The sequence below is a fragment of the Lysinibacillus sp. LK3 genome (assembly GCF_001043675.1).
Taxonomy (GTDB): domain Bacteria; phylum Bacillota; class Bacilli; order Bacillales_A; family Planococcaceae; genus Lysinibacillus; species Lysinibacillus capsici.
This window is the reverse complement of record NZ_LDUJ01000029.1, coordinates 59,828-80,158: the sequence shown is the minus strand read 5'-3', so window position 1 is coordinate 80,158 and position 20,331 is coordinate 59,828. Positions and strand designations below refer to the sequence as shown.

General features: G+C 34.9%; 21 protein-coding genes. 7 read left to right on the top strand and 14 right to left on the bottom strand.

Going from position 1 to position 20,331, the window contains the following annotated elements:
• Positions 1-35: 35 nt before the first annotated feature.
• On the top strand, positions 36-695 hold the full coding sequence (locus VK91_RS19730; RefSeq protein WP_048395305.1) for a hypothetical protein: 660 nt from the start codon (positions 36-38) through the stop codon (positions 693-695).
• 402 nt (positions 696-1,097) lie between these two features.
• On the opposite strand, the gene VK91_RS19720 is transcribed toward VK91_RS19730, so the two are convergent.
• The 6 genes from VK91_RS19720 to VK91_RS19695 all read right to left on the bottom strand — a co-directional run bounded on the left by VK91_RS19720 (position 1,098) and on the right by VK91_RS19695 (position 6,916).
• The gene (locus tag VK91_RS19720) at positions 1,098-2,177 is read right to left on the bottom strand and encodes an ankyrin repeat domain-containing protein (RefSeq protein WP_048395301.1); all 1,080 of its coding nucleotides are present in this window, start codon (positions 2,175-2,177) and stop codon (positions 1,098-1,100) included.
• 241 nt (positions 2,178-2,418) lie between these two features.
• On the bottom strand, positions 2,419-3,900 hold the full coding sequence (locus VK91_RS19715; protein ID WP_004233452.1) for a malate:quinone oxidoreductase: 1,482 nt from the start codon (positions 3,898-3,900) through the stop codon (positions 2,419-2,421).
• Positions 3,901-4,289: 389 nt separating this feature from the next.
• The gene (locus VK91_RS19710) at positions 4,290-5,057 is read right to left on the bottom strand and encodes a nucleotidyltransferase domain-containing protein (RefSeq protein ID WP_048395299.1); all 768 of its coding nucleotides are present in this window, start codon (positions 5,055-5,057) and stop codon (positions 4,290-4,292) included.
• Between the two features lie 95 nt (positions 5,058-5,152).
• The gene (locus tag VK91_RS19705; RefSeq protein WP_048395297.1) at positions 5,153-6,088 is read right to left on the bottom strand and encodes a hypothetical protein; all 936 of its coding nucleotides are present in this window, start codon (positions 6,086-6,088) and stop codon (positions 5,153-5,155) included.
• A complete protein-coding gene (locus VK91_RS19700; RefSeq protein WP_048395295.1) occupies positions 6,085-6,642 on the bottom strand; it encodes an RNA polymerase sigma factor in 558 nt (185 codons plus the stop codon). The genes VK91_RS19705 and VK91_RS19700 overlap by 4 nt, the downstream gene beginning before the upstream one ends.
• A 124-nt stretch (positions 6,643-6,766) precedes the next feature.
• Positions 6,767-6,916 (bottom strand): hypothetical protein, encoded by a 150-nt coding sequence (locus tag VK91_RS19695; RefSeq protein WP_231595739.1) that lies wholly within the window; start codon positions 6,914-6,916, stop codon positions 6,767-6,769.
• Between the two features lie 155 nt (positions 6,917-7,071).
• Between VK91_RS19695 and VK91_RS19690 the strand changes: the two genes are divergently transcribed.
• Positions 7,072-7,563, top strand: a complete 492-nt coding sequence (locus VK91_RS19690) for a hypothetical protein (RefSeq protein WP_048395293.1) — start codon at positions 7,072-7,074, stop codon at positions 7,561-7,563.
• Positions 7,564-7,631: 68 nt separating this feature from the next.
• Here the strand turns inward: VK91_RS19690 and VK91_RS19685 are convergent, their stop codons facing one another.
• Positions 7,632-7,904, bottom strand: a complete 273-nt coding sequence (locus tag VK91_RS19685) for a hypothetical protein (RefSeq protein ID WP_004233441.1) — start codon at positions 7,902-7,904, stop codon at positions 7,632-7,634.
• A gap of 175 nt (positions 7,905-8,079) precedes the next feature.
• Positions 8,080-8,286 (bottom strand): hypothetical protein, encoded by a 207-nt coding sequence (locus VK91_RS19680; protein WP_048395291.1) that lies wholly within the window; start codon positions 8,284-8,286, stop codon positions 8,080-8,082.
• A gap of 237 nt (positions 8,287-8,523) precedes the next feature.
• Here VK91_RS19680 and VK91_RS19675 point away from each other — a divergent pair, with 237 nt between their 5' ends.
• The 4 genes from VK91_RS19675 to gnd are packed head-to-tail and all read left to right on the top strand — an operon-like array spanning position 8,524 to position 13,578.
• Positions 8,524-9,255 (top strand): GntR family transcriptional regulator, encoded by a 732-nt coding sequence (locus VK91_RS19675; RefSeq protein WP_048395289.1) that lies wholly within the window; start codon positions 8,524-8,526, stop codon positions 9,253-9,255.
• Positions 9,248-10,789 (top strand): gluconokinase, encoded by a 1,542-nt coding sequence (gene gntK / locus VK91_RS19670; protein ID WP_048395287.1) that lies wholly within the window; start codon positions 9,248-9,250, stop codon positions 10,787-10,789. The genes VK91_RS19675 and gntK overlap by 8 nt, the downstream gene beginning before the upstream one ends.
• Before the next feature lie 15 nt (positions 10,790-10,804).
• Positions 10,805-12,151, top strand: a complete 1,347-nt coding sequence (locus VK91_RS19665; RefSeq protein WP_048395286.1) for a GntP family permease — start codon at positions 10,805-10,807, stop codon at positions 12,149-12,151.
• A gap of 26 nt (positions 12,152-12,177) precedes the next feature.
• The gene (gene gnd / locus VK91_RS19660; protein WP_048395284.1) at positions 12,178-13,578 is read left to right on the top strand and encodes a decarboxylating NADP(+)-dependent phosphogluconate dehydrogenase; all 1,401 of its coding nucleotides are present in this window, start codon (positions 12,178-12,180) and stop codon (positions 13,576-13,578) included.
• A gap of 53 nt (positions 13,579-13,631) precedes the next feature.
• On the opposite strand, the gene VK91_RS19655 is transcribed toward gnd, so the two are convergent.
• Positions 13,632-15,176 carry a histidine kinase N-terminal 7TM domain-containing protein gene (locus VK91_RS19655; protein WP_048395283.1) on the bottom strand — a complete coding sequence of 515 codons (1,545 nt, stop codon included), beginning with the start codon at positions 15,174-15,176 and terminating at the stop codon, positions 13,632-13,634.
• Between the two features lie 95 nt (positions 15,177-15,271).
• On the opposite strand from VK91_RS19655, the gene VK91_RS19650 reads away from it, so the two are divergent.
• On the top strand, positions 15,272-15,604 hold the full coding sequence (locus VK91_RS19650) for a BRCT domain-containing protein (protein ID WP_048395281.1): 333 nt from the start codon (positions 15,272-15,274) through the stop codon (positions 15,602-15,604).
• A gap of 44 nt (positions 15,605-15,648) precedes the next feature.
• On the opposite strand, the gene VK91_RS19645 is transcribed toward VK91_RS19650, so the two are convergent.
• From VK91_RS19645 to VK91_RS19630, 5 genes are all read right to left on the bottom strand, one after another.
• Positions 15,649-16,737: a DUF4179 domain-containing protein gene (locus VK91_RS19645; protein WP_048395280.1), complete on the bottom strand. Its 1,089-nt coding sequence runs from the start codon at positions 16,735-16,737 to the stop codon at positions 15,649-15,651.
• On the bottom strand, positions 16,734-17,015 hold the full coding sequence (locus tag VK91_RS23100) for a sigma factor-like helix-turn-helix DNA-binding protein (protein WP_231595738.1): 282 nt from the start codon (positions 17,013-17,015) through the stop codon (positions 16,734-16,736). The genes VK91_RS19645 and VK91_RS23100 overlap by 4 nt, the downstream gene beginning before the upstream one ends.
• A 45-nt stretch (positions 17,016-17,060) precedes the next feature.
• Entirely contained in the window at positions 17,061-17,288 is a 228-nt protein-coding gene (locus VK91_RS23095) for a sigma factor (RefSeq protein ID WP_231595737.1), read from the bottom strand.
• A 193-nt stretch (positions 17,289-17,481) separates the two neighbouring features.
• The gene (locus VK91_RS19635; RefSeq protein WP_048395277.1) at positions 17,482-18,156 is read right to left on the bottom strand and encodes a peptidylprolyl isomerase; all 675 of its coding nucleotides are present in this window, start codon (positions 18,154-18,156) and stop codon (positions 17,482-17,484) included.
• A 154-nt stretch (positions 18,157-18,310) separates the two neighbouring features.
• Positions 18,311-20,179: a leucine-rich repeat domain-containing protein gene (locus VK91_RS19630; protein WP_048395275.1), complete on the bottom strand. Its 1,869-nt coding sequence runs from the start codon at positions 20,177-20,179 to the stop codon at positions 18,311-18,313.
• Between the last annotated feature and the right edge of the window lie 152 nt (positions 20,180-20,331).

The following is a 20,331-nucleotide window of genomic DNA, read 5'->3' as shown; positions in this document are numbered from 1 at the left end:
AATATATATTAATTAAATTATAATGAGGTGACTTTATGTTTCAAAAACTCCGTACCCTTACACAAACGAATGGCACCGTTAAACATTTGGATGCTGATTATGAACAATTAAACATTCGAGGCGCTGTATCGTTACAACAAGAAGTACACTTAATAAAAGTGTCCACTCATGGTCATAGCTCCTTCTATTATCCAGTTACAGCGCAGATATTTAATAGTACTGGCTCGTGTAAGTTAAAGGATTATTGCCAAATCGGAGAACTTACAAATGCTGGGAATATTAAAATACGTAATGGTTTTATCCAAAAAATCAATAGTTCTGGAAAGCTAATGGTTGAAGAGAAATTACAGAGCGAGCAATTTGATGCCATTGGAATAGTCAAGGCTGCGGAAATAATCGCTCATCACTTTCATTTGAAGTTATCGGGAGAAAGCGGAATTGACAGGTTAAGGGCTGAAAATGTGGTAATAGAAAAGGATAGGATAACCCTTCTTCCGTTATTTAAAAAAATATTACGCTGTCACACAATAAGTGGAAAACACCTACAATTATCTAATACGAATGCAGAGTTTGTGGAAGGGGAAGTCGTCCATGTTGGGGAAAATAGTGTGATTGGGACACTTTACTATACGGATGATTATTCGATAGCTTCGAGTTCAAAGGTGCACCACATTATACGGAGGGAAAAAGAATGATACTTCTAAAAATGCTAAAGACTTTTTTTTGCTCATTAGCTTTAGTGGTATTATCTGTACTTTATGTTGGATTACTTTTAAGCGCTGGCTTATCCATACTCGCTGGTTTTTTACGAACATTCGGAGTGGATCAAATTAAAATGGGCCTTTGGTATGGCGTAGAACTTCCTGTTATGTTCAGCATCCCCTTCGCCCTGTTAATAGCCCTACTGTTGTTCTTTTGTGCCATATATATTAAACGTTCTATTGTTTTTTGTTTGTCAACTCTTCGAATATAGAGCAATAAAAAGTAAGCATATTTCTTAGAAAGAATATGCTTACTCTCATCGACTTTTAAGTTGAATAGCAGGGAGGCTCATTTAATCAGTTGATTCACATTTTTATCAGTAGCTTAAAACATTGCTATAGTTCTCCTTCAAGAAAACGGATAAGGTATATTTCAGGTCTACCAATAAATTCTTTAAAACTACATAAATTAGCATACTCCTCATGCTCCACATCATAGCACCCTATATGGCCTTCTCCTTTTGGGTTCCAGACTATTTGCAAATCAGAGTAATTGTCGATATTTGCGGAAAGAAGGAGGAGCTCTCTATGACCTAGTTTCATCTCAATTGTATCAGTTAGTTTGAAAAAATCGATAAAGTGAATTTCATAATCATTTGGTGCAAGCTCAAGATGTAGTCGATCTCCTGTCAGAAAATTAATCAATTCATCTGGTAACTTGTATTTTTTCAATGTCTCTTTTTTGTTTTCAATAGTATGGAGTTCTATTGGTTCTAAAGCCTTTAAGTAATTTGCTAGTTCCATATTTTTCATACGTACAGCAATTGTATAAGCTCTCTCACCATCTTTCTCCGCTAAAGTGACGTTTGCACCTCGTTCAATCAAATAGTTCACCATAGCTATATTTCCCATTCTTGTTGCAACTGTTAATGGTGTTGCTTCATAGGGATAGACCATATCAGGCTTTTGATAATTAATATCTACTCCTTGATCAAGTAAATAAGTGACTGTTTTTTTATCAAAATTCGACACAGCCTGACGCAATACAGGACCTCCATGCTGCTTTATATCAAGCCCAAGTTCATGAATAAGAGGGATATTTCTTTTATTGCCATAGTAGGCCTGAGAATAGGCTCCAGATCCCACTTGGTTATAGCCATCTAATTTTGCTCCTTGTTCAACAAGGTAACGTACTATATTTTCTTTACAATATCGAACAGCTCTTAAAAAAGAAGGATTTTTTTCCACATTTAAATTAACCCCATATCCAACTAATAATTTTACTACATCCAATCTTTGTGCAATCAACGCTAAATCCAATGGGCTTAATGATGTATGCTGACTTAAACATATCTCTTCTTCAATATTCCAGCCTTTATCCCTCGCAACTCGCAAAGCTGTAATATCGCCAGTATAGATATACATTGCAAGCTCTGGTAGTTCTGAAAATGTTCCAATATCTTGTAGTTTAATCATCTATAGATTGGCTCCCTTCTTATTGTATATACAAAGTATAGAAAACTACCATCTATATCACAATGGGACATAGAGCTATAGTGTCATAAAATACAGGGCAAGATTTATAGCAAATTTGATGGTTCTTTTATTAAAAAGAAGGCAATTGGATTTAAAATTTCCCAGGAAAGAATTTATTCAAATTAAAAAGAGCTCTCAATCAGAATAGATTGAGAGCTCTTTCTTAAACGCTTACCATGACTTATTTTAAGCCAAGTGCTTTATCTGTTGTTGCATTTATTTCTTTTAGAAGCTCAGGGTTTTCTGCTAATGATAGACCATAAGATGGAATCATTTCTTTAATTTTTGGTTCCCACTCCTTGATATGTTGAGGGAAACATTTATTAAGAACTTCAAGCATAACATGTACAGCCGTAGATGCACCTGGTGAAGCTCCTAGTAAAGCTGCAATCGAGCCATCAGAAGCACTTACAACTTCTGTACCGAATTGAAGTGTTCCTTTACCGCCAGCTTCTGTATCTTTAATAACTTGTACACGTTGTCCAGCTACGATAATATCCCAATCATCACTTTTTGCATTTGGAATGAACTCACGTAACTCTTCCATACGTTGTTCTTTTGAAAGCATAAGCTGTTGGATTAAATACTTTGTTAAGCCCATCTCTTTCACGCCCGCAGCTAATAAAGTTGTGATATTATGCGGTTTTACAGAAGCAAATAAATCCATATTTGAACCTGTTTTTAAGAACTTAGGAGAGAAACCTGCGAATGGTCCAAATAGTAATGATTTCTTGTTATCAATATAACGTGTGTCAAGATGCGGAACCGACATTGGTGGAGCACCAACTTTTGCTTTTCCGTATACTTTTGCATGATGTTGTTCAGCTATTTCTGGATTATTACATGCTAAGAATAGACCGCTAATTGGGAATCCACCAATATGTTTCCCTTCAGGAATACCTGATTTTTGTAGTAATTCTAAGCTTCCTCCACCAGCTCCAAGGAAGACAAATTTTGCTGAATGATATTCCATTTTACAGCCATCTAAATCGTGCACACGTACTTCCCATGTACCATCACTAGCTTGTTTTAAACTTTCAACACTATGATTATAGTTAACATCTACATCTTTTGCTTTTAAGTGATCAATTAACATACGTGTTAAAGCACCAAAGTTAACATCTGTACCAGTGTCAATTTTCGTTGCAGCAATGTCTTCACCAGCAGGACGATTTTCCATAATAAGTGGAATCCATTTTTTTAGTGTTTCAGGGTCATTAGAAAATTCCATTCCTTCAAATAAAGGATTTTTTGTCATCGTTTCATGACGTTTCTTTAGAAACTCAACATTTTCTTTCCCTTGTACTAAACTCATATGTGGTAAAGGCATAATGAAGTCTTGTGGATTATTGATCAGCTTATTGTTTACAAGATACGACCAAAACTGTCTTGAAACATGGAACTGTTCATTAACATTAATCGCTTTTTTGATATCGATTGATCCGTCTTTTTTCTCTGATGTGTAGTTCAGCTCACATAATGCAGCATGTCCAGTTCCCGCATTGTTTAATTCGTGAGAACTTTCCTCGCCTGCTTTTTCAAGCTTTTCAAACACTGTAATTTTCCAATCTGGTGCTAATTCTTTGAGTAATGTTCCCAAAGTTGCACTCATGATTCCGGCACCAATTAAGATAACATCTGATTTAATTTGTCTGTTACTCATTTTTACCTTCCTTATATGTTAAGATTTGCAGAAAGGATGTAAGCACTCCCACTTTAGAAGTACTGTAGCCATGGAGCAACCTCGGAGCACACCATTTCTGTATCAATTATTACCTTATTGCAGTTTATCACAATTAGTTCAATAATAAAATATCAACTATTTATATGAGAGTTATCAGCTTTTTTCGAGCCTTTCCAATCATAATTCAAGCAAAAAAATCACTTTTTGTTCTAGGTAAAAATTGAATTATTTAAGCTTATTGGAATAATCGGCCTAAAAATGGTTGACATTTTCATAAAAAATAGGTTCTTTTTATTATTATATCTGTATAATAACATATAAATATGGAGCTCGTCTTGTATCTGAACTAACTTTCAATTTCCCACAGATTAACTTTCGATTGGGCTTTTTATATGCCAGCCATCTATATGAAAACCACCCATTTGTATGAACACATACTCTACTACTGCTTCATATGACGCCATCATCTTTTCAGCATTGTCCTCATGCATTGCTCTCATAAAAATTTCTCTAAAGTCCTCATCTGGAAATGCTGACTTACTATATTTTTGCAGGTAAATTGGATCTTCAAGATAGGCATAGATTTGATAAAAGGGTATCGTTTCTAGATTTAAAAACTGACAGTACACCAAAAATAAATTGGCTAATGAGTTATGGTAGGTAAAGGAAAAGTCCATTCTATCCTGCTCATAACAATCCTTTAAATTATCTAGTGCATCCCATAGTTCATATTTTTTTATTTCTAAGACCGTTTTATTCATTGTGTTATATTTTTCTTCGAGCCATTCCTCTGCCTCAAATTTCAAGTCTTTTATTATTCCAGTATAATCAAATAAAATTCTACCTGTTTTAAATTGGACCATCGACATGGTTCTTCTTTTTTTAAAATCATCTTGGAAATACCCACGAATTTGACTTGGTGGATTCGCAAAGTATTCAATTAAAAAACCATCAATAACACGATTCCCTCTTTCCCTCCACCCCACATTATCCGCCAAAATAATATGAACATCGATATCAGAGCGCTTAGAGGGATTTCCAGTAATATAGCTCCCACATATGAGCGCTCCTACAACTTCCTCTTTATCTTGCCATTCTTTCAGGAACGTTTCTAAGGCTATTTTCCATTTTGCCATTGATATCATTCACTCCCTTTTTAATTGATTTATTTCTACGATACTATTGAAAAAACAGAAAACCTTTAAATACGTTTTCTGTTTTTATCTGCTTCTTATTTAATTTCTTTAACAGTTAATTTCTTTTGGCTAACTTCATAAGTGACTACCACGTTTTTAATAATCGCCGTATCATCATAGGAGAGACTAGCTTCAAATTCTATTGTAGCATCTCCCTTCCATCTAAGATGATCCACATAGCTATAGTTTTCATGATCTGTTCGAATCCAAGTATCTAACCCTTGCTCAGCACCATATTTAACCCTTGAAGATTCTACTAACTCCGGGCTTACCATTCGCTCTTCCACATTGATGACTTCAACAAATTCACTTTTATTAGAGTTCGTGACAATAGCAATTAATTTCTGATCAGGTGAAGGAATTATCTCTTTAATATACATTGATGGACTGGAGAAGCTAGAATATGCCTCTAGCACATCATCTTTTATACGCCAAAGAACATTCTGGCTTCCGTAATCTGAATAATTATTGAATAAAGTAAAGAAGACGCTCCCATCTGCTAATTTATATACCTGCTGACTTTTAAAGCTTCCCGATAAAATATCGACAGCAAAAATAGCCGAATTTGCAATTTTTTTGTTATCACTTTGTATAAATGGCTGAATAGCCTTTAACGCCTTATTTCTCAACTTTTCATCATTATAGCTCTCTACTAGTCTATTTATTGCAATATAGATATACTCCTCTTTGTCACTATCTAGAGCTTTTAGAAATTTATCTGCATCATATTTTGTAGCTGGCATTAGTTCCATATCCTCTGCTGATAAATAACGAATATAAAGCTCATTATTTTGATGTTTATAGTAAGCTGCTGCTATTGTGGCAGTAGAAACTGAGCTTACGATCATCATACTTATTACCACTGCGAGCCATTTTTTAGAAAAACTTTTCTTCTTTACTTCATAGTTGGCGGCTTCAATTAATTCTTCCTCTATAAATCCAATTTCACGATATAACTCCTCTTTTTTCATATATATAATCCCTCGCTTTCCAAATTAAATCTTAGTTTATTACGTGTCCTAAATAAGTTGGACTTAACTTTACTACTACTCATTTGAAAGTGTAAGGAAATATCTTTTATAGAATAGGAGTACCAATATCGTTGAATAAATATATTTCTAGATTGTTCATCTAAGGTATATAAAAATTGGCTAATGTATTGAGCAAGTTCACCCGCTTCATAGGATGTTTCTACCGTATGAGAAGAAGCTAGACATTCTTCCAGCTCTGTGAGAATGACCTCAAACTCATTGTTTCTCTTTTTGGCTGTATTATAGCTATGCTTATCAAGTGCAATATTACGTATGATTCTCCCTAAAAAAATAGATAGTTTTCTTGGTATCTGTGGAGGGATTGTGTTCCACGCAGCTAGGTAGGCATCATTCTCACATTCTTCAACATCCCTCAAATTTGCCAAGATTCTTCTTGCTATTACTCTACAATATGCTCCATATTTTTTCCTTGTTTCCAAAATAGCCTGCTGTGAGCGTTGTATGTATAAAGCAACTATTTTTTCATCGTCCATTTGCATTTTCTCCTTTTATGTACTCTTACTTATAAAGTAGATAATCCAAACAATTGGTTGCATGTTGTGGCAAAAATTCTGGTAATGAAAAAACCGCACTCTTTTAGGTACGGTTCTCCACATTTCAAAATAAATTAGATAAAAATGTTTGTATTGATGTAGGTAATAGCTGAAAGAATAATCCCTCATATTTAATATCCAGTATACCAGCGACAACAATAACAACGAAAATTAATAATAGAAAGATTTTCTTATTTTTAGAAATCCAATTCAATAGATGCCACTCCTCTGACCTAATAGTAAGCATGTTTAGTATAAGTTGATTGCTATCAAATAGCATCCTATTTATCGTCTGTCACCTAATTTTACAATGCTACATAAATTAAAATGATACGCTAAAAATGAGAAATATGTAAGAAGGGAATGGGTATGGTCAATTTTAAATCTTTTCGAGGTGTTATCACTCAAATCAGTGATTTTTCTGTTGGGCAAAACGGAGATAAGAACGGTTGTTATAAAATAATGACCTTAGAAGATGGTGCTGGTGGGGTCGTCAATTTTATTATTTCTCCCTCCACCTATTTTGTTAATCGTGAAATTGTCACAACTGGTGAATGGGTAACAGGATATTATGATGGAGATGCACCTGTACCGATGATTTACCCGCCACAATACCGTGCTTTAATTATTGTAAAAGAAAGCAATTATCATAATGTAAAGGTAGATTTCTTTAATCAACAATTACTGAGTAGTGATGGACAATTACAATTAAACCTTTCTCCTACTACGATTATTTCACTTAAAAATGGGCAGCCTTTTACCAATAGTCCTGCCAATCGAAACCTCATTGTTGTTTATGGTCCTACCACTAGGAGTATTCCTGCTCAAACCACTCCCTATGAAATCATTGTTTGGTGTTAATTTAATCACATTTAAACAACGGCTTAAACCTCACTACGTGAATTTAAGCCGTTGTTTATTGTTATTTTTTATTCAGTATCATTTTTCATTTCATGTAATTGTTGTTTAATCTGCTCTAGATATTCTTTATTTTGCTGAACCGTATCCAAATGCTCACCATATTGTTCTGCATTGAAACGTGCATTTTCAGCATGCTTAATCTGATTAAATGCATGTTCTATTGCTATTTCCTCTGGATGTGATTTTGCATGCTTTAATAGACGATCCGCCTTTTGCACAGAGTTACTAAACAATGTGCTAGGATGATCCTGCTTCCAACTTGTATCGGAGTGCTTAGCCAATGTATATATCTTCCCTTCTTAAAAATGTTTTCATTGTTCTAGATGTAGTATTATGAAATGCTCTGATAATATGTATGGAAGAAAATAAACACAATATTTCCCAGGCTATACTCAAAGAACTAAGGCACATGCCTTAGTCCTCCTCTCAATGTCATGAATAGTTGTCAAATATAAATTAGTGCCATGCAGTCCTCTCACTGACTGGTTGCTTGATATCTGTTTTTCCTTGTGTTTCAGCAAAGTTATTGATTTGTGCTGAAGCTGAATCAAGCTCAAATTCAGCACCAAACTCCTCACGATGAAGTGTCTGACGCTGTTGATTTGTTTTATTTGCACTTTTCGTACCATTTGATTTGTTACGATTTGTATCCATATTTGACATAACCATCCTTCATCGATTATTTGAAAAGCTTTAAAACCTTATATATGGTTTACGAACTTTTCATTCTAAAGTTTGTCCAAGGAGGAAAAAAGAATGTGCATTAATTATTTTTTTTAGCTAAGTATAGAGTTGAGGATTTTTCAATTTTTGATTGTTAGTAAGTCGCTTGCAATCTTATTTTCTTTCTGACTATAATACTTGTATACAAGTATACTCAAAATCAAAAAGGGTGATATTATGAGCGAATATAATGATTATTTATATCCACAAAAATGGCTTTCTAAGGCTTCTACAGGTGATCGCGTAGCATATGAACTTAGAATGCGTATTATTTCAGGTTTAATTGAAAGCGGTACCATTCTTTCAGAAAACAAACTGGCAGCTGATTTTGAAGTAAGCCGTTCACCCATTCGTGAAGCCTTAAGAATATTAGCTTCTGAAAATATCATTCGATTAGAGAAAATGGGTGCTGTTGTCATTGGTTTATCTGAAAAAGAGATTGAAGAAATTTATGATGTTCGATTGCTGATTGAAACATTTGTGTTTGAACGTCTCATAAAAATGGATACAACTAGCTTAGCACTAGAACTTAGCAAAACATTAGAAATGATGAAAGTTGCCATTAAGTATAACGATGCAGACGAATTTTCTTATCAGGATGTTATGTTCCATGAGACAATTATTCGTTCCATCGGACATTCCTATATCACCATGATTTGGAATAATTTAAAGCCAGTAATGGAAGGCTTGATTTTACTATCTATGCGCATGCGCTTTAAAGAGAAATATGAGGATTTTACTCGTATTGTGAAAAATCATGAGCTCTATATTGACGCTATTAGAGCCAAAGATCGAGAGCTTATGATTAAATCCTTACATGAAAATTTTGATGATGTTCAAGGCAAAGTAGAAGATTTATGGCGGTCACAGCAAATGCTATCTAAAGGGGTTGAGCCACAAAATGACTAACTATATGTTAGGTGTTGATATAGGGACTACTAGCACTAAGGCCGTATTATTTAGTCAACATGGGAAGGTTATTCAACAAGAAAATATTGGGTATCCATTATATACACCGGATATTTCGACAGCAGAACAAAATCCAGAAGAAATCTTTCAAGCTGTACTACAAGCCATTACCAACATTATGAAAGTCCATTCTGATAAACCATTACTATTTGTTTCCTTTAGTAGTGCTATGCATAGTGTGATCGCTATGGACGAAAATGATCAACCGTTAACACCTGTCATCACTTGGGCGGATAATCGTAGTGAAGCATGGGCACATAAAATTAAAACTGACTGGAATGGCCATGAAATTTATAAAAGAACAGGTACACCTATTCACCCAATGTCACCACTAAGCAAAATTACTTGGCTTGTGCATGAACATCCTGAAATCGCGCGCAAAACGAAGAAATATATCGGTATTAAAGAATACATTTTTAAAAAGTTTTTTGATCAATATGTCGTCGATTATTCATTAGCTTCATGTATGGGTATGATGAATCTCCATACATTAGATTGGGACGAAGAAGCTTTAGCTGTTGCAGGTATTGCGAAAGCACAATTATCCACACTCGTACCAACAACTCAACTATTTTTAAATTGCAATGACCTTTTAGCTAAACAAATTGGTATTGACCCACAAACACCTTTTGTCATTGGTGCTAGTGATGGCGTGCTCTCTAATCTAGGTGTGAACGCCATTCGAGAAGGCGAAATTGCTGTCACTATTGGGACAAGCGGTGCTATCCGTACCATAATTGATAGGCCCAAAACAGATGTAAAGGGTAGAATCTTTTGCTATGCACTAACAGAAAACCATTGGGTCATTGGTGGACCCGTAAACAATGGTGGTATGGTATTACGCTGGATTCGCGATGAGTTTGCCTCTTCTGAGATTGAAACAGCTAAAAGACTAGGTATTGATCCATATGAAGTGTTAACGAAAATTGCTGAACGTGTTCAACCTGGTGCTGATGGGCTGCTATTCCATCCCTATCTATCAGGTGAACGTGCGCCTTTATGGAATCCAGATGTCCGTGGTTCATTTTTTGGTTTAACTATGTCTCATAAAAAGGAACATATGATACGAGCTGCCCTCGAAGGGGTTATCTACAATTTATATACTGTCTATTTAGCATTACTGGAATGTATGGAAAGCCATGTCACTCGTATTCAAGCAACAGGCGGATTTTCACGCTCTGAGATTTGGAGACAAATGATGGCGGATATTTTTGAATCCGAAGTGGTAGTACCTGAAAGCTATGAAAGCTCCTGTCTAGGCGCTTGTATTTTAGGCTTATATGCTACAGGAAAAATTGATTCCTTTGACGTTGTCGCTGATATGGTTGGTGACACTTATAAACATACGCCAATCGAAGAAGCAGCCAAAGAATATAGACAACTACTCCCAATTTTCATTCGTTTATCTAGAGTTTTAGCAGACGACTATACGTCAATTGCTCAGTATCAAAGGAGCTTAATTAAGCCCGACTAAAGAGGAGGAGAATACATGCCATTAGTTATTGTAGGTATTGGTATTATTGCGCTGTTAATTTTAATAATGGGCTTTAAATTAAATACGTTTATTTCATTAATCATTGTTTCATTCGGTGTTGCTTTAGCTCTTGGGATGCCTTTGGATATTATCGTAAAAACGATTGAAGCAGGGTTAGGTGGAACATTAGGTCACTTGGCACTAATATTTGGTCTTGGAGCGATGCTAGGAAAATTAATTGCCGATTCTGGCGGTGCACAGCGTATTGCCATGACCCTTGTGAATAAATTTGGAGAAAAGAACATTCAATGGGCAGTTGTAGCAGCATCCTTTATTATCGGTATCGCTCTTTTCTTTGAAGTAGGTCTTGTGCTATTAATCCCAATTGTCTTTGCTATTTCAAGACAATTAAAGGTTTCTATTTTATATTTAGGAATTCCAATGACCGCAGCCTTATCTGTCACACATGGATTTTTGCCACCACATCCTGGACCAACTGTTATTGCTGGCGAATTTGGGGCAAATATTGGTGAGGTGTTGCTTTATGGCTTTATCATCGCCATTCCGACTGTTATTTTAGCTGGACCATTATTTACAAAATTAGCGAAAAGGTTAGTGCCTGAATCATTCAACAAAACTGGAAATATTGCCTCTCTAGGTGAACAAAAAACATTTGAACTAGAGGACACACCGAGTTTTGGAATAAGTGTTTTTACTGCACTATTACCCGTTATTTTAATGTCCATTGCTACTATTATTACACTGTTACAAAAAACAATTGGCTTTGAAGATAATGGCTTCTTAGCAGGTATCCGCTTCATCGGTGAAGCTGGTACATCCATGTTAATTTCCTTATTAGTTGCCGTCTATACAATGGGTATCGCAAGGAAAATTCCTATTAAGCAAGTAATGGAGTCATGTACAACAGCAATATCCCATATCGGTATGATGCTCTTAATTATTGGGGGCGGTGGTGCCTTCAAACAAGTTTTAATTGATGGTGGTGTCGGTGATTATGTAGCTGAACTCTTCCATGGAACTACCTTATCGCCAATTTTACTAGCATGGATTATTGCGGCTATTTTACGCATTTCATTAGGGTCAGCTACGGTTGCTGCTTTAACAACAGCTGGGTTAGTCATTCCAATGTTAGGTCAAAGTGATGTAAACCTTGCCTTGGTTGTGTTGGCAACAGGTGCAGGAAGCTTAATTGCTTCACATGTTAATGATGCAGGTTTCTGGATGTTTAAAGAATATTTTGGATTGAGCATGAAGGAAACATTCGCTACTTGGACCTTGCTAGAAACAATTGTATCTGTGGCTGGTTTAGGGTTTATTTTATTACTTAGTTTATTTGTTTAAAAAATGTTTAAAAAGGAGCAAGTACAATGTTAAATACAATTGGCGTTATTGGATTAGGTGTTATGGGCAGTAATATCGCTTTAAACATGGCTAATAAGGGCGAGCAAGTAGCCGTTTATAATTACACACGAGATTTAACCGACAAACTTCTACAAAAAGTTGAAGGACAATCGCTTACTCCTTACTATGAAATAGAAGAGTTTGTACAAGCTTTAGAAAAACCAAGAAAGATTTTTTTGATGGTGACAGCTGGGAATGCTATTGATTCAGTTATTCAATCAGTAGTGCCTTTCCTTGAAAAGGGCGATGTCATTATGGATGGCGGCAACTCTCATTATAAAGATACAGAGCGTAGATACGATGAACTTAAAGCTTTAGGAATTGGGTATTTAGGGATTGGTATTTCTGGTGGTGAAGTAGGAGCATTGACAGGACCATCTATCATGCCCGGTGGTGATCAAGAGGTCTATAACAAAGTAGCACCTATACTGACAAAGATTGCAGCACAAGTGAATGATACACCATGCTGTACGTATATTGGTCCCAAGGGCGCAGGTCACTTCGTCAAAATGGTACACAATGGAATCGAGTATGCAGATATGCAACTCATTGCGGAGGCCTATACGTTTTTAAGAAAAAATATAGGATTATCCGTTGAGGAAATTGCTACTATCTTTGAAACATGGAATCAGGGTGAATTGAAAAGCTATTTAATCGAAATAACAGCTGAAATCTTAAGGAAAAAAGATGAGATAACAGGATTACCACTGATTGATATGATACTTGATAAAGCTGGTCAAAAAGGTACTGGGAAATGGACAAGCCTGCAATCTATAGACAATGGTATTCCTACATCAATTATTACGGAGGCCTTATTCGCTCGCTATATTTCATCATTAAAAGAGGAACGAATTCAAGCAGAGGCAATACTATCTGGACCAAATTATAAACAGCAAAATTTAGATAGAGATGTCTGGATTGAATACGTCCGCCAAGCGCTATATATGGGGAAAATATGTGCTTATGCACAAGGATTTACACAATATAAAATGACATCAGAGCTTTATGAATGGCGTTTACCATTAAAAGATATTGCATTAATTTTCCGTAGTGGTTGTATTATTCGAGCAGATTTTTTAAATGTTATTAGTGAAGCCTATCAAAAGCAACCTTCTCTAAATAATTTATTAATTGATCCATACTTTGCAGAAAAGTCGATGGACTATCAAAATGGATTAAGAAAAATAGTTTGTGAAGGCATCCAAGCAGGAAACGCGTTCCCTTGCTTGAGTGCTTCTCTCACATATTACGATAGTTTTCGAACAGGTTCATCTAATGCTAATATGTTACAGGCACAACGTGATTATTTCGGTGCGCATACGTATGAACGAATTGATGCACAAGGTGTTTTCCATACAAATTGGTAAGTAAAAAGCTAAAATATACATCATTGCCTCAATGATTGTATATTTTAGCTTTTTTATTCTAGAAAAACATGTACTCGATTACGGCCTGCTTGTTTTGCCGCATACAGTGCTTTGTCCGCATTGTTTAAAAGCTGATACAGTGTCTCTTGTCCCTTTGTACCTTCTGCTACACCACAGCTAATAGTAGCACGAATTGCTCCCTCAGTAGTCATAAGTGGCTGGGATTCTACGCTATTACAGAGCAAATTAGCTAATGCTTGCCCCTCTAATAATGTAGAGTCCTTGAGTGCAAGAACAAATTCCTCACCGCCATACCGTGCAAACAGTTCTCCTTTTTTCAACACACTCTGACAAACCTTTACGACATGAACTAGTAATTGATCACCGATAGCATGCCCATACGTATCATTGACGTTTTTAAAATGATCGATGTCCATTAAAATGACAGTAAAAGCTGAGGATGATTCTCTTGCCTCGCTGTAAGCCTGATTACATTGTTGAAAAAAAGCTCGACGATTATAAATTTGTGTAAGTTCATCGTAAAAAGCGAGTTGCTCTAACTGTCTTTGTAGCTCCTTCAACTCTGTTATATCAGTGAAAATAAGTAATAACCCCTTACCATGATTAACATGTTGCAGCTCTGTAACACGCACTTGATAAGTATGATCAGAAAGCACCATCTCGATGTCTTGCGTATTCACCACTGCCTCCAAGGTAAATGGCATCGGTTGTCCAGTTACTTCAAGCCATGTTTTCCTAATATCCCTACCAATCATTGATCTGGTTAGCTGAGGAAATACCTTGCTACAGGCTTGGTTAAACTCTATTAATCGAGCAGATTCATCTAAGACAATAACCCCATCATTGATACTATGAAATATTGCATCCTTGGCAACAGGCATCACCCTAAATAACCGTGAGGAATTAATAGACCATAAATATAAAAATGAAGAAGCCCATAATACCATAGGGACAGGATCAACTCCTTGAGGTGTTAAGCCCAATAAATAGATGAATGCTGTTATCATAGGAATAAGTTGACCACACATTAAGGCAATTAATTGTTGCCGGTAGGCCTTAGTAGTCTCTTTCCAATGGATTAATACTAATAAAAAAGATACGAACATACAGCCAAAAGTAAAGATGCCATGAATGATATACCATATGCCAATTTCCTGATGAACATAAGGTGCCCCTAATATAGGATCTATTTCAAATACTCTATAATGAAAATGGTGTATATCATTTGTAGCAACCATGATTAAGCTAATAAATGGAATGGCAAGAAGAGCCATTATCTTTTTCCTTGTCAGATGAAAGCCTAGGTATTGCATGATAAACAATAATCCGAGAGGCGTTGAAAAAGCCATACCTACATATTGGATGGTCGTCCAAACCTTTATGGCACTTAATGTTGTAGCGATTAAACCAAAAGCAGAGGCAAAACAATATACCGCAATTAATGCGGTATAACTAATAAACAATTGAGCAATTTTTGTATAATTGTAGCGTTTTAGAAATACGTATAAACATAAATACAAATTTAGTACACCTGATGTGCAGCTAAGAGTAATGAAAGCAGTCAATTGCGAATTCATGTCTATGTACCTCTTTATATTTTTAATTTTAATGTAGCATACATATAAAATTTTGTGGATTTATTTATCGATTAATTTTTTAAGGAGTAACGAATATGATCAATAAGGATAACTCAGAAATCATTTTCTTTTCTGATCCAGTTGAAAATCTAACCCACCCCTTTTATAAGAAACAAATTGTATTCACAGGCGCCCTTTCTACCATGACACGATCCGAAGCCTCCAAACAAGTAAAAGCATATGGAGGGTATTTACAGGGAGCTGTTACACAACATACTGATTTCGTTGTGCTTGGTAATAAACGTAGGGGGATAAGCGCCAAGCAGCATAAAGCTGAGCAGCTAATCCGTGAGGGGCAAGACATTCAAATATTAATAGAAGATGATTTTTTATGGCTTATTTCGATCCCAAAGAAAGATGATAAGTAAAAAGAGTATGTAAGGTTGTTCTTCTTACATACTCTTTTAATTTTTTACTTTATCGGAACTGCAATAGGCTTTAATGTATATGGCTCTTTTATCAGTTCTAATGCCCCTGTACTATCCTTAATTTTGTATACACCTACTACAGGGGTAATCATAATCGAGGTAGCTTGTTCATCAAATTTATTTGCAACAATACGAGGAAAATTTTCACGCCCTTTGAAATCTGTATTATGACTAGTTCCTCTAAAATGAATGACATTATAATCATTCCCTAAATCATCTGTCACAATATAGTCAATGAGAACTCCTTGCCAAGCTTCATTTTCTTTTTCTACCAAGACTTCTTCGGAAAGGTAAAATGTTGTAGCGATAGGTGTTTTCGTTATTTTAAAAGCTTCAATTTTTATACCTTTTCCTTCTGTTTTCATACTATCCTTTTCCACCCTTATTGTTTCACTTTCAAGCTTCTCTAAAGCAAATTCAAATGCCCAGTCCCCTGCTACTGAATTATTTACATTATTTAAATCAACAATTTGATTTCCTTGAAAATTAATGTGAACTTCCTTGGGCTTAGAGCCTCTAATGAGTTCAAAAATATACAATACTGCATACTCATTGCTGTTTATCTTTTGAACCATATAATTTGTTGAATAGCCTCCATATCGATACCTATTTCCAAATTCCTTAGCAGTTAGTTCACGATTGTCACCATATAAAACTGGCCTTTCTCCTAAATCCTTTTCACTTTTAATAGTGTAAGCAATAGTAATATTTTCGCCATCATATACAGCATCTGTGACAGTGACTTCAACTTCATTACTTTCTTGGCTCACTCCGACACTTGTAGAATACTGATCATAATTGTTAAATACATACCTTTCATCATCAATAAACAATTCGAATATACTTCCGATAAACGGTAAATTTGCAGCAAATGTAGGAAACGTATAACCAAGTGTCATACTGGATGCAATAAAAAAAGTAGCTGCAACAATAAAATTTTTAATGAAATGCCTTTTCTTTTTGACCATCATGACATTTCTTTTCACTCTCTCTTTTTCAAGCGAGCTCACTTCCATCGGCTCTATATTTATATCAAGATTTAAATCATTAAATTGTTTATATAGCTTTTTCATGTCATACTTCCCCCCAAACGAATTTGCTGTAATCGTTTTTTCCCACGATATAATCGATTATCAATAGCGGCTTTTGTTAAACCACAATGAATAGCAATTTCTTCGTTTTTCATATTTAAAAAGTATTTCATCGTAAAAATATCACGGTCTAATTGCTCTAATTGCGTCATCATGATGAGCACTTCCTCCGTTGTTGTCTTGATTAAGTATTCCTCTTCAGCCGATATTGCGGCTTCACCTGTTTCATTTAGCTCATAAAAATATGGAGTTTTAGACAACCTTCTTTGTTTCGAAATGGCTTTAAACTTTGCTATCGTGCAAATCTATCTTCTAAAATCCTCTTTATCGCCTCTAAATTGTTTAGCATTTTCATAAGCCCCTAGAAATGTATCACTAATACATTCCTCTATTATTTGAGGATCATTATAGGATTTTAGAGCATTATAAATAATCGCTTTGATAATCCCCATATATTCATCAATGACATATTGAAGTGCTTCTTCTCGTTTTTTCTTAAGATGTTTTATAAAATTTTCATCTGTTACCCTCATGCAAACACCCTTTCTTCCACAAACATAAAGGATCCTTTATATAAAACATCGCTCAATCTTAAATTTCTTCTCATATTACTCAAAAATATTTATAATTTCAATTTTTTAACAAATATAAAAGGCTAAATCTCAATTGATTTAGCCTTTTTAATGTTTATAGTATAGATTTTAACCAATAGCATTGGGACGAAAACTATTTGTTTACCTTAGGTGCTGGATAATCAAAGCCCTTTGTATCCACCTCTACCTTTTTCATCTGCTGATCTTCTAGTGGTTTATTTGTAGCATCTCGCTCTGCTCCAACAATGGCATCAACTGTTTCCATACCTGCAATCACCTTGCCAAAAGCAGCATATTTTCCATCAAGATGTGATGCTTCCTTTACCATAATGAAAAATTGTGAGCCCGCTGAGTTTGGATCATCTGAACGAGCCATCGAAATAACACCACGTTCATGCTTCATATTATTTTCAAATCCATTTGAGGTAAACTCACCATCAATCGAATAATCAGGTCCTCCAGTACCATTCCCTTTAGGATCTCCACCCTGAATCATAAAATCAGGAATAACTCGATGGAAAATAAGACCATCATAGAATCCATCTTTTACTAAAGCAATAAAGTTAGCTACTGTATTTGGTGCTACAGTAGGCTCCAATTCAATAACAATTTTTTCATCATTGCTCATCGTAATCGTCACAATTGGATTTTCCTTCACTTTTGACGCATAATCCATTGTTTCTTGTGTTTCTTTAGCTGTTTTTCCCTCAGTTTTCTCACTATCCTTAGCTGTACCACAGCCTGTCAAAACAACAATAATGGCTAGCGTAGATAGCATAAAAAACAAACCTTTATTACGTACGAACATATCCTTTTCAACTCCTCTTGTTAAGCATCAATTTATTATAAAACTATCCAAACTGTAGGACAATCCAAGAGAGACAATGACAGAATATTCCTGTCATTGTCTCTTTTTATTTCTACTATATTAATTTCGTAGGTTGCTATTAATTCACATTATTTCAATAAATCATAATTCCCTTGTCTAATACAGATTGATTTTGTACCTGATTCCCTAAAATATATAGTTTTTTTAAGTTGGGCAAATTCACTAAGGGTTCTACATTCGAAATAGCATTATTTTCTAAATGAAGCACCTCTATTTGTTGCCAATTTCCCAAGAAATTTAACGATTGTAGTGAACTATCTTGTAAAGTGAATGAACGTAAATTTGTAAAGCCAGCAAAGTAAGGCATGATCTTATCTACTTCTTGCACCCATTCCCCATTACCAATTTGAATGGAAACATCATTTAAAGTTAAATGCTCCAGCACGTTGTTCGTAAATGGCTTGCTATTCACCTGAAAATTACATTCATTACAGTTTAACATTTTTACATGCTGCAAATTGAATAAGTCATTGGTTTCATAAAAGAGGGTCTCATTTAAATTGATTGTTTGCAAATGAGGTAGGTCATTTAATGAACGAATACCTGTAAGAATTCCATACTCCATGACTGTAAGCTGTTCTAGCTGTGGGTATTTCAGTAGTTCTGCACCATTCAATTGCGAATCCGATCCACTTATAGAAACCGTCAAATCTCTTAAAGCGGGTGCTTCTAGCTGTGGTAAAAATGAACTCTTCAGCTCTGCTTTTTTCAAATGGGGCGCTACAATCGATGAAATATCACCATGATAGCCAGTTAACGATAACTCCGTCAATGACGTTAGACTGTTAACCATATCCAACAATTCCACTTGACCAGGAGAAGCTAAACGTAGCTTTGTTAAAGATGACATATTTCTAAGTCTATCTAAATTGATGATATTCATGTTTTCAAGATCTAAAGATTGTAGTTTAGGCATATTTTGTATAAAATCAAGCGTTTTTAAATTTCTTACTGAGGTAAGTTTTAATTCTTGTAATTGAGTCAATGAGTATAGTGGGCTAAAATCTGTAGCTTCACTAATGTCTATTGCTAACGATTCTAGATTAGTTAGTGTAGACAGCCACTTTAAATCATTAATTGATTTTAAGGAAAGTGATTTCAGCGATAATTTATTTAGAATCTGAAAATCTGTCACCTCTTCAGCCACATAAGATAGTTCTAGAGATTGAAGATTGGGGAACTCTAATAATAAAGCAAGTTCATCATTACTTCTAATTTGGATAGAGAGCTCTTTAACATTAGACTTATCACTAAAATATCCTGCGATTTTACTAAATGATTCATTAAAACTACCTGTATAACTTTTTAAGTTTTCAAGATGTTGGAAGCTTACTTTTTCACTTTGTGATATTTCATAATCATTCATGAGCTTTAAAACCGTTAATCCAGTAAAGGCCTCAAAGTCCTTTTGTTCAATTTTTTGCGTATTTAATAATTTATCCATAATGATATAAGTAGAAATTTTAGCTTCCTTATTTGTAAAAGGATCTTCTAGACTATAATCAAAATGCCATTGATCGTCAGAATAGTAGGCAGCCAAATATCGAATACTTGCAATCTCTTCTTTTGCTGGCATCGTCCCACCTTTATCAAAAATATCTTTTAAAAAGAACAGAAGAACTTCACTTTCAGGCATTGTTCGAACGGATAGTTCTTCACGGTTTCCATCCTCTATTTGATTACTACTTAAAAGAAAATACCCAAGGAATACACACATCATGACAATTGGTATCATAAAGAGCAGCTTTAAATTTGTTTTTGGACGGGATGTTGTATGAGGAGAAGCTGTTCCATAATAATTATTAATCGTTTGATCAACATAATAAATTTTATTCTCTTTCAACATGATTTCCGTATCACAAAAAGGACATTTGAATGTTTGCTCTTCTTTATATTCAATTTTCCCATTACAATTTGGACAATTTAATTTAATAAATTCCACTGGCAGCCCCCCAGCACTATTTTTCCATTAAGCTTAGTTGTCTAAAAAATAAATGTCAATATTTACGAAGTATAGGCAAGCAATCTAAAACTAAATTTTAAGTGTCTAGCCAGCTGTTTGAATTCTTTTATAACAGCAGAATTTAATAAATC

Excerpts from the sequence above, each read along its gene's own strand:
- VK91_RS19680 (WP_048395291.1), bottom strand. The coding sequence starts at position 8,286 with ATGTCAAATATGGATACAAATCGTAACAAATCAAATGGTACGAAAAGT.
- VK91_RS19730 (WP_048395305.1), top strand. The coding sequence starts at position 36 with ATGTTTCAAAAACTCCGTACCCTTACACAAACGAATGGCACCGTTAAA.
- VK91_RS19705 (WP_048395297.1), bottom strand. The coding sequence starts at position 6,088 with ATGAAAAAAGAGGAGTTATATCGTGAAATTGGATTTATAGAGGAAGAA.
- gntK (WP_048395287.1), top strand. The coding sequence starts at position 9,248 with ATGACTAACTATATGTTAGGTGTTGATATAGGGACTACTAGCACTAAG.
- VK91_RS19645 (WP_048395280.1), bottom strand. The coding sequence starts at position 16,737 with ATGAAAAAGCTATATAAACAATTTAATGATTTAAATCTTGATATAAAT.
- VK91_RS19655 (WP_048395283.1), bottom strand. The coding sequence starts at position 15,176 with ATGAATTCGCAATTGACTGCTTTCATTACTCTTAGCTGCACATCAGGT.
- VK91_RS19720 (WP_048395301.1), bottom strand. The coding sequence starts at position 2,177 with ATGATTAAACTACAAGATATTGGAACATTTTCAGAACTACCAGAGCTT.
- VK91_RS19675 (WP_048395289.1), top strand. The coding sequence starts at position 8,524 with ATGAGCGAATATAATGATTATTTATATCCACAAAAATGGCTTTCTAAG.
- gnd (WP_048395284.1), top strand. The coding sequence starts at position 12,178 with ATGTTAAATACAATTGGCGTTATTGGATTAGGTGTTATGGGCAGTAAT.
- VK91_RS23095 (WP_231595737.1), bottom strand. The coding sequence starts at position 17,288 with ATGAGGGTAACAGATGAAAATTTTATAAAACATCTTAAGAAAAAACGA.
- VK91_RS19710 (WP_048395299.1), bottom strand. The coding sequence starts at position 5,057 with ATGGCAAAATGGAAAATAGCCTTAGAAACGTTCCTGAAAGAATGGCAA.
- VK91_RS19700 (WP_048395295.1), bottom strand. The coding sequence starts at position 6,642 with ATGGACGATGAAAAAATAGTTGCTTTATACATACAACGCTCACAGCAG.
- VK91_RS19665 (WP_048395286.1), top strand. The coding sequence starts at position 10,805 with ATGCCATTAGTTATTGTAGGTATTGGTATTATTGCGCTGTTAATTTTA.
- VK91_RS19715 (WP_004233452.1), bottom strand. The coding sequence starts at position 3,900 with ATGAGTAACAGACAAATTAAATCAGATGTTATCTTAATTGGTGCCGGA.
- VK91_RS19650 (WP_048395281.1), top strand. The coding sequence starts at position 15,272 with ATGATCAATAAGGATAACTCAGAAATCATTTTCTTTTCTGATCCAGTT.
- VK91_RS19690 (WP_048395293.1), top strand. The coding sequence starts at position 7,072 with ATGGTCAATTTTAAATCTTTTCGAGGTGTTATCACTCAAATCAGTGAT.
- VK91_RS19635 (WP_048395277.1), bottom strand. The coding sequence starts at position 18,156 with ATGTTCGTACGTAATAAAGGTTTGTTTTTTATGCTATCTACGCTAGCC.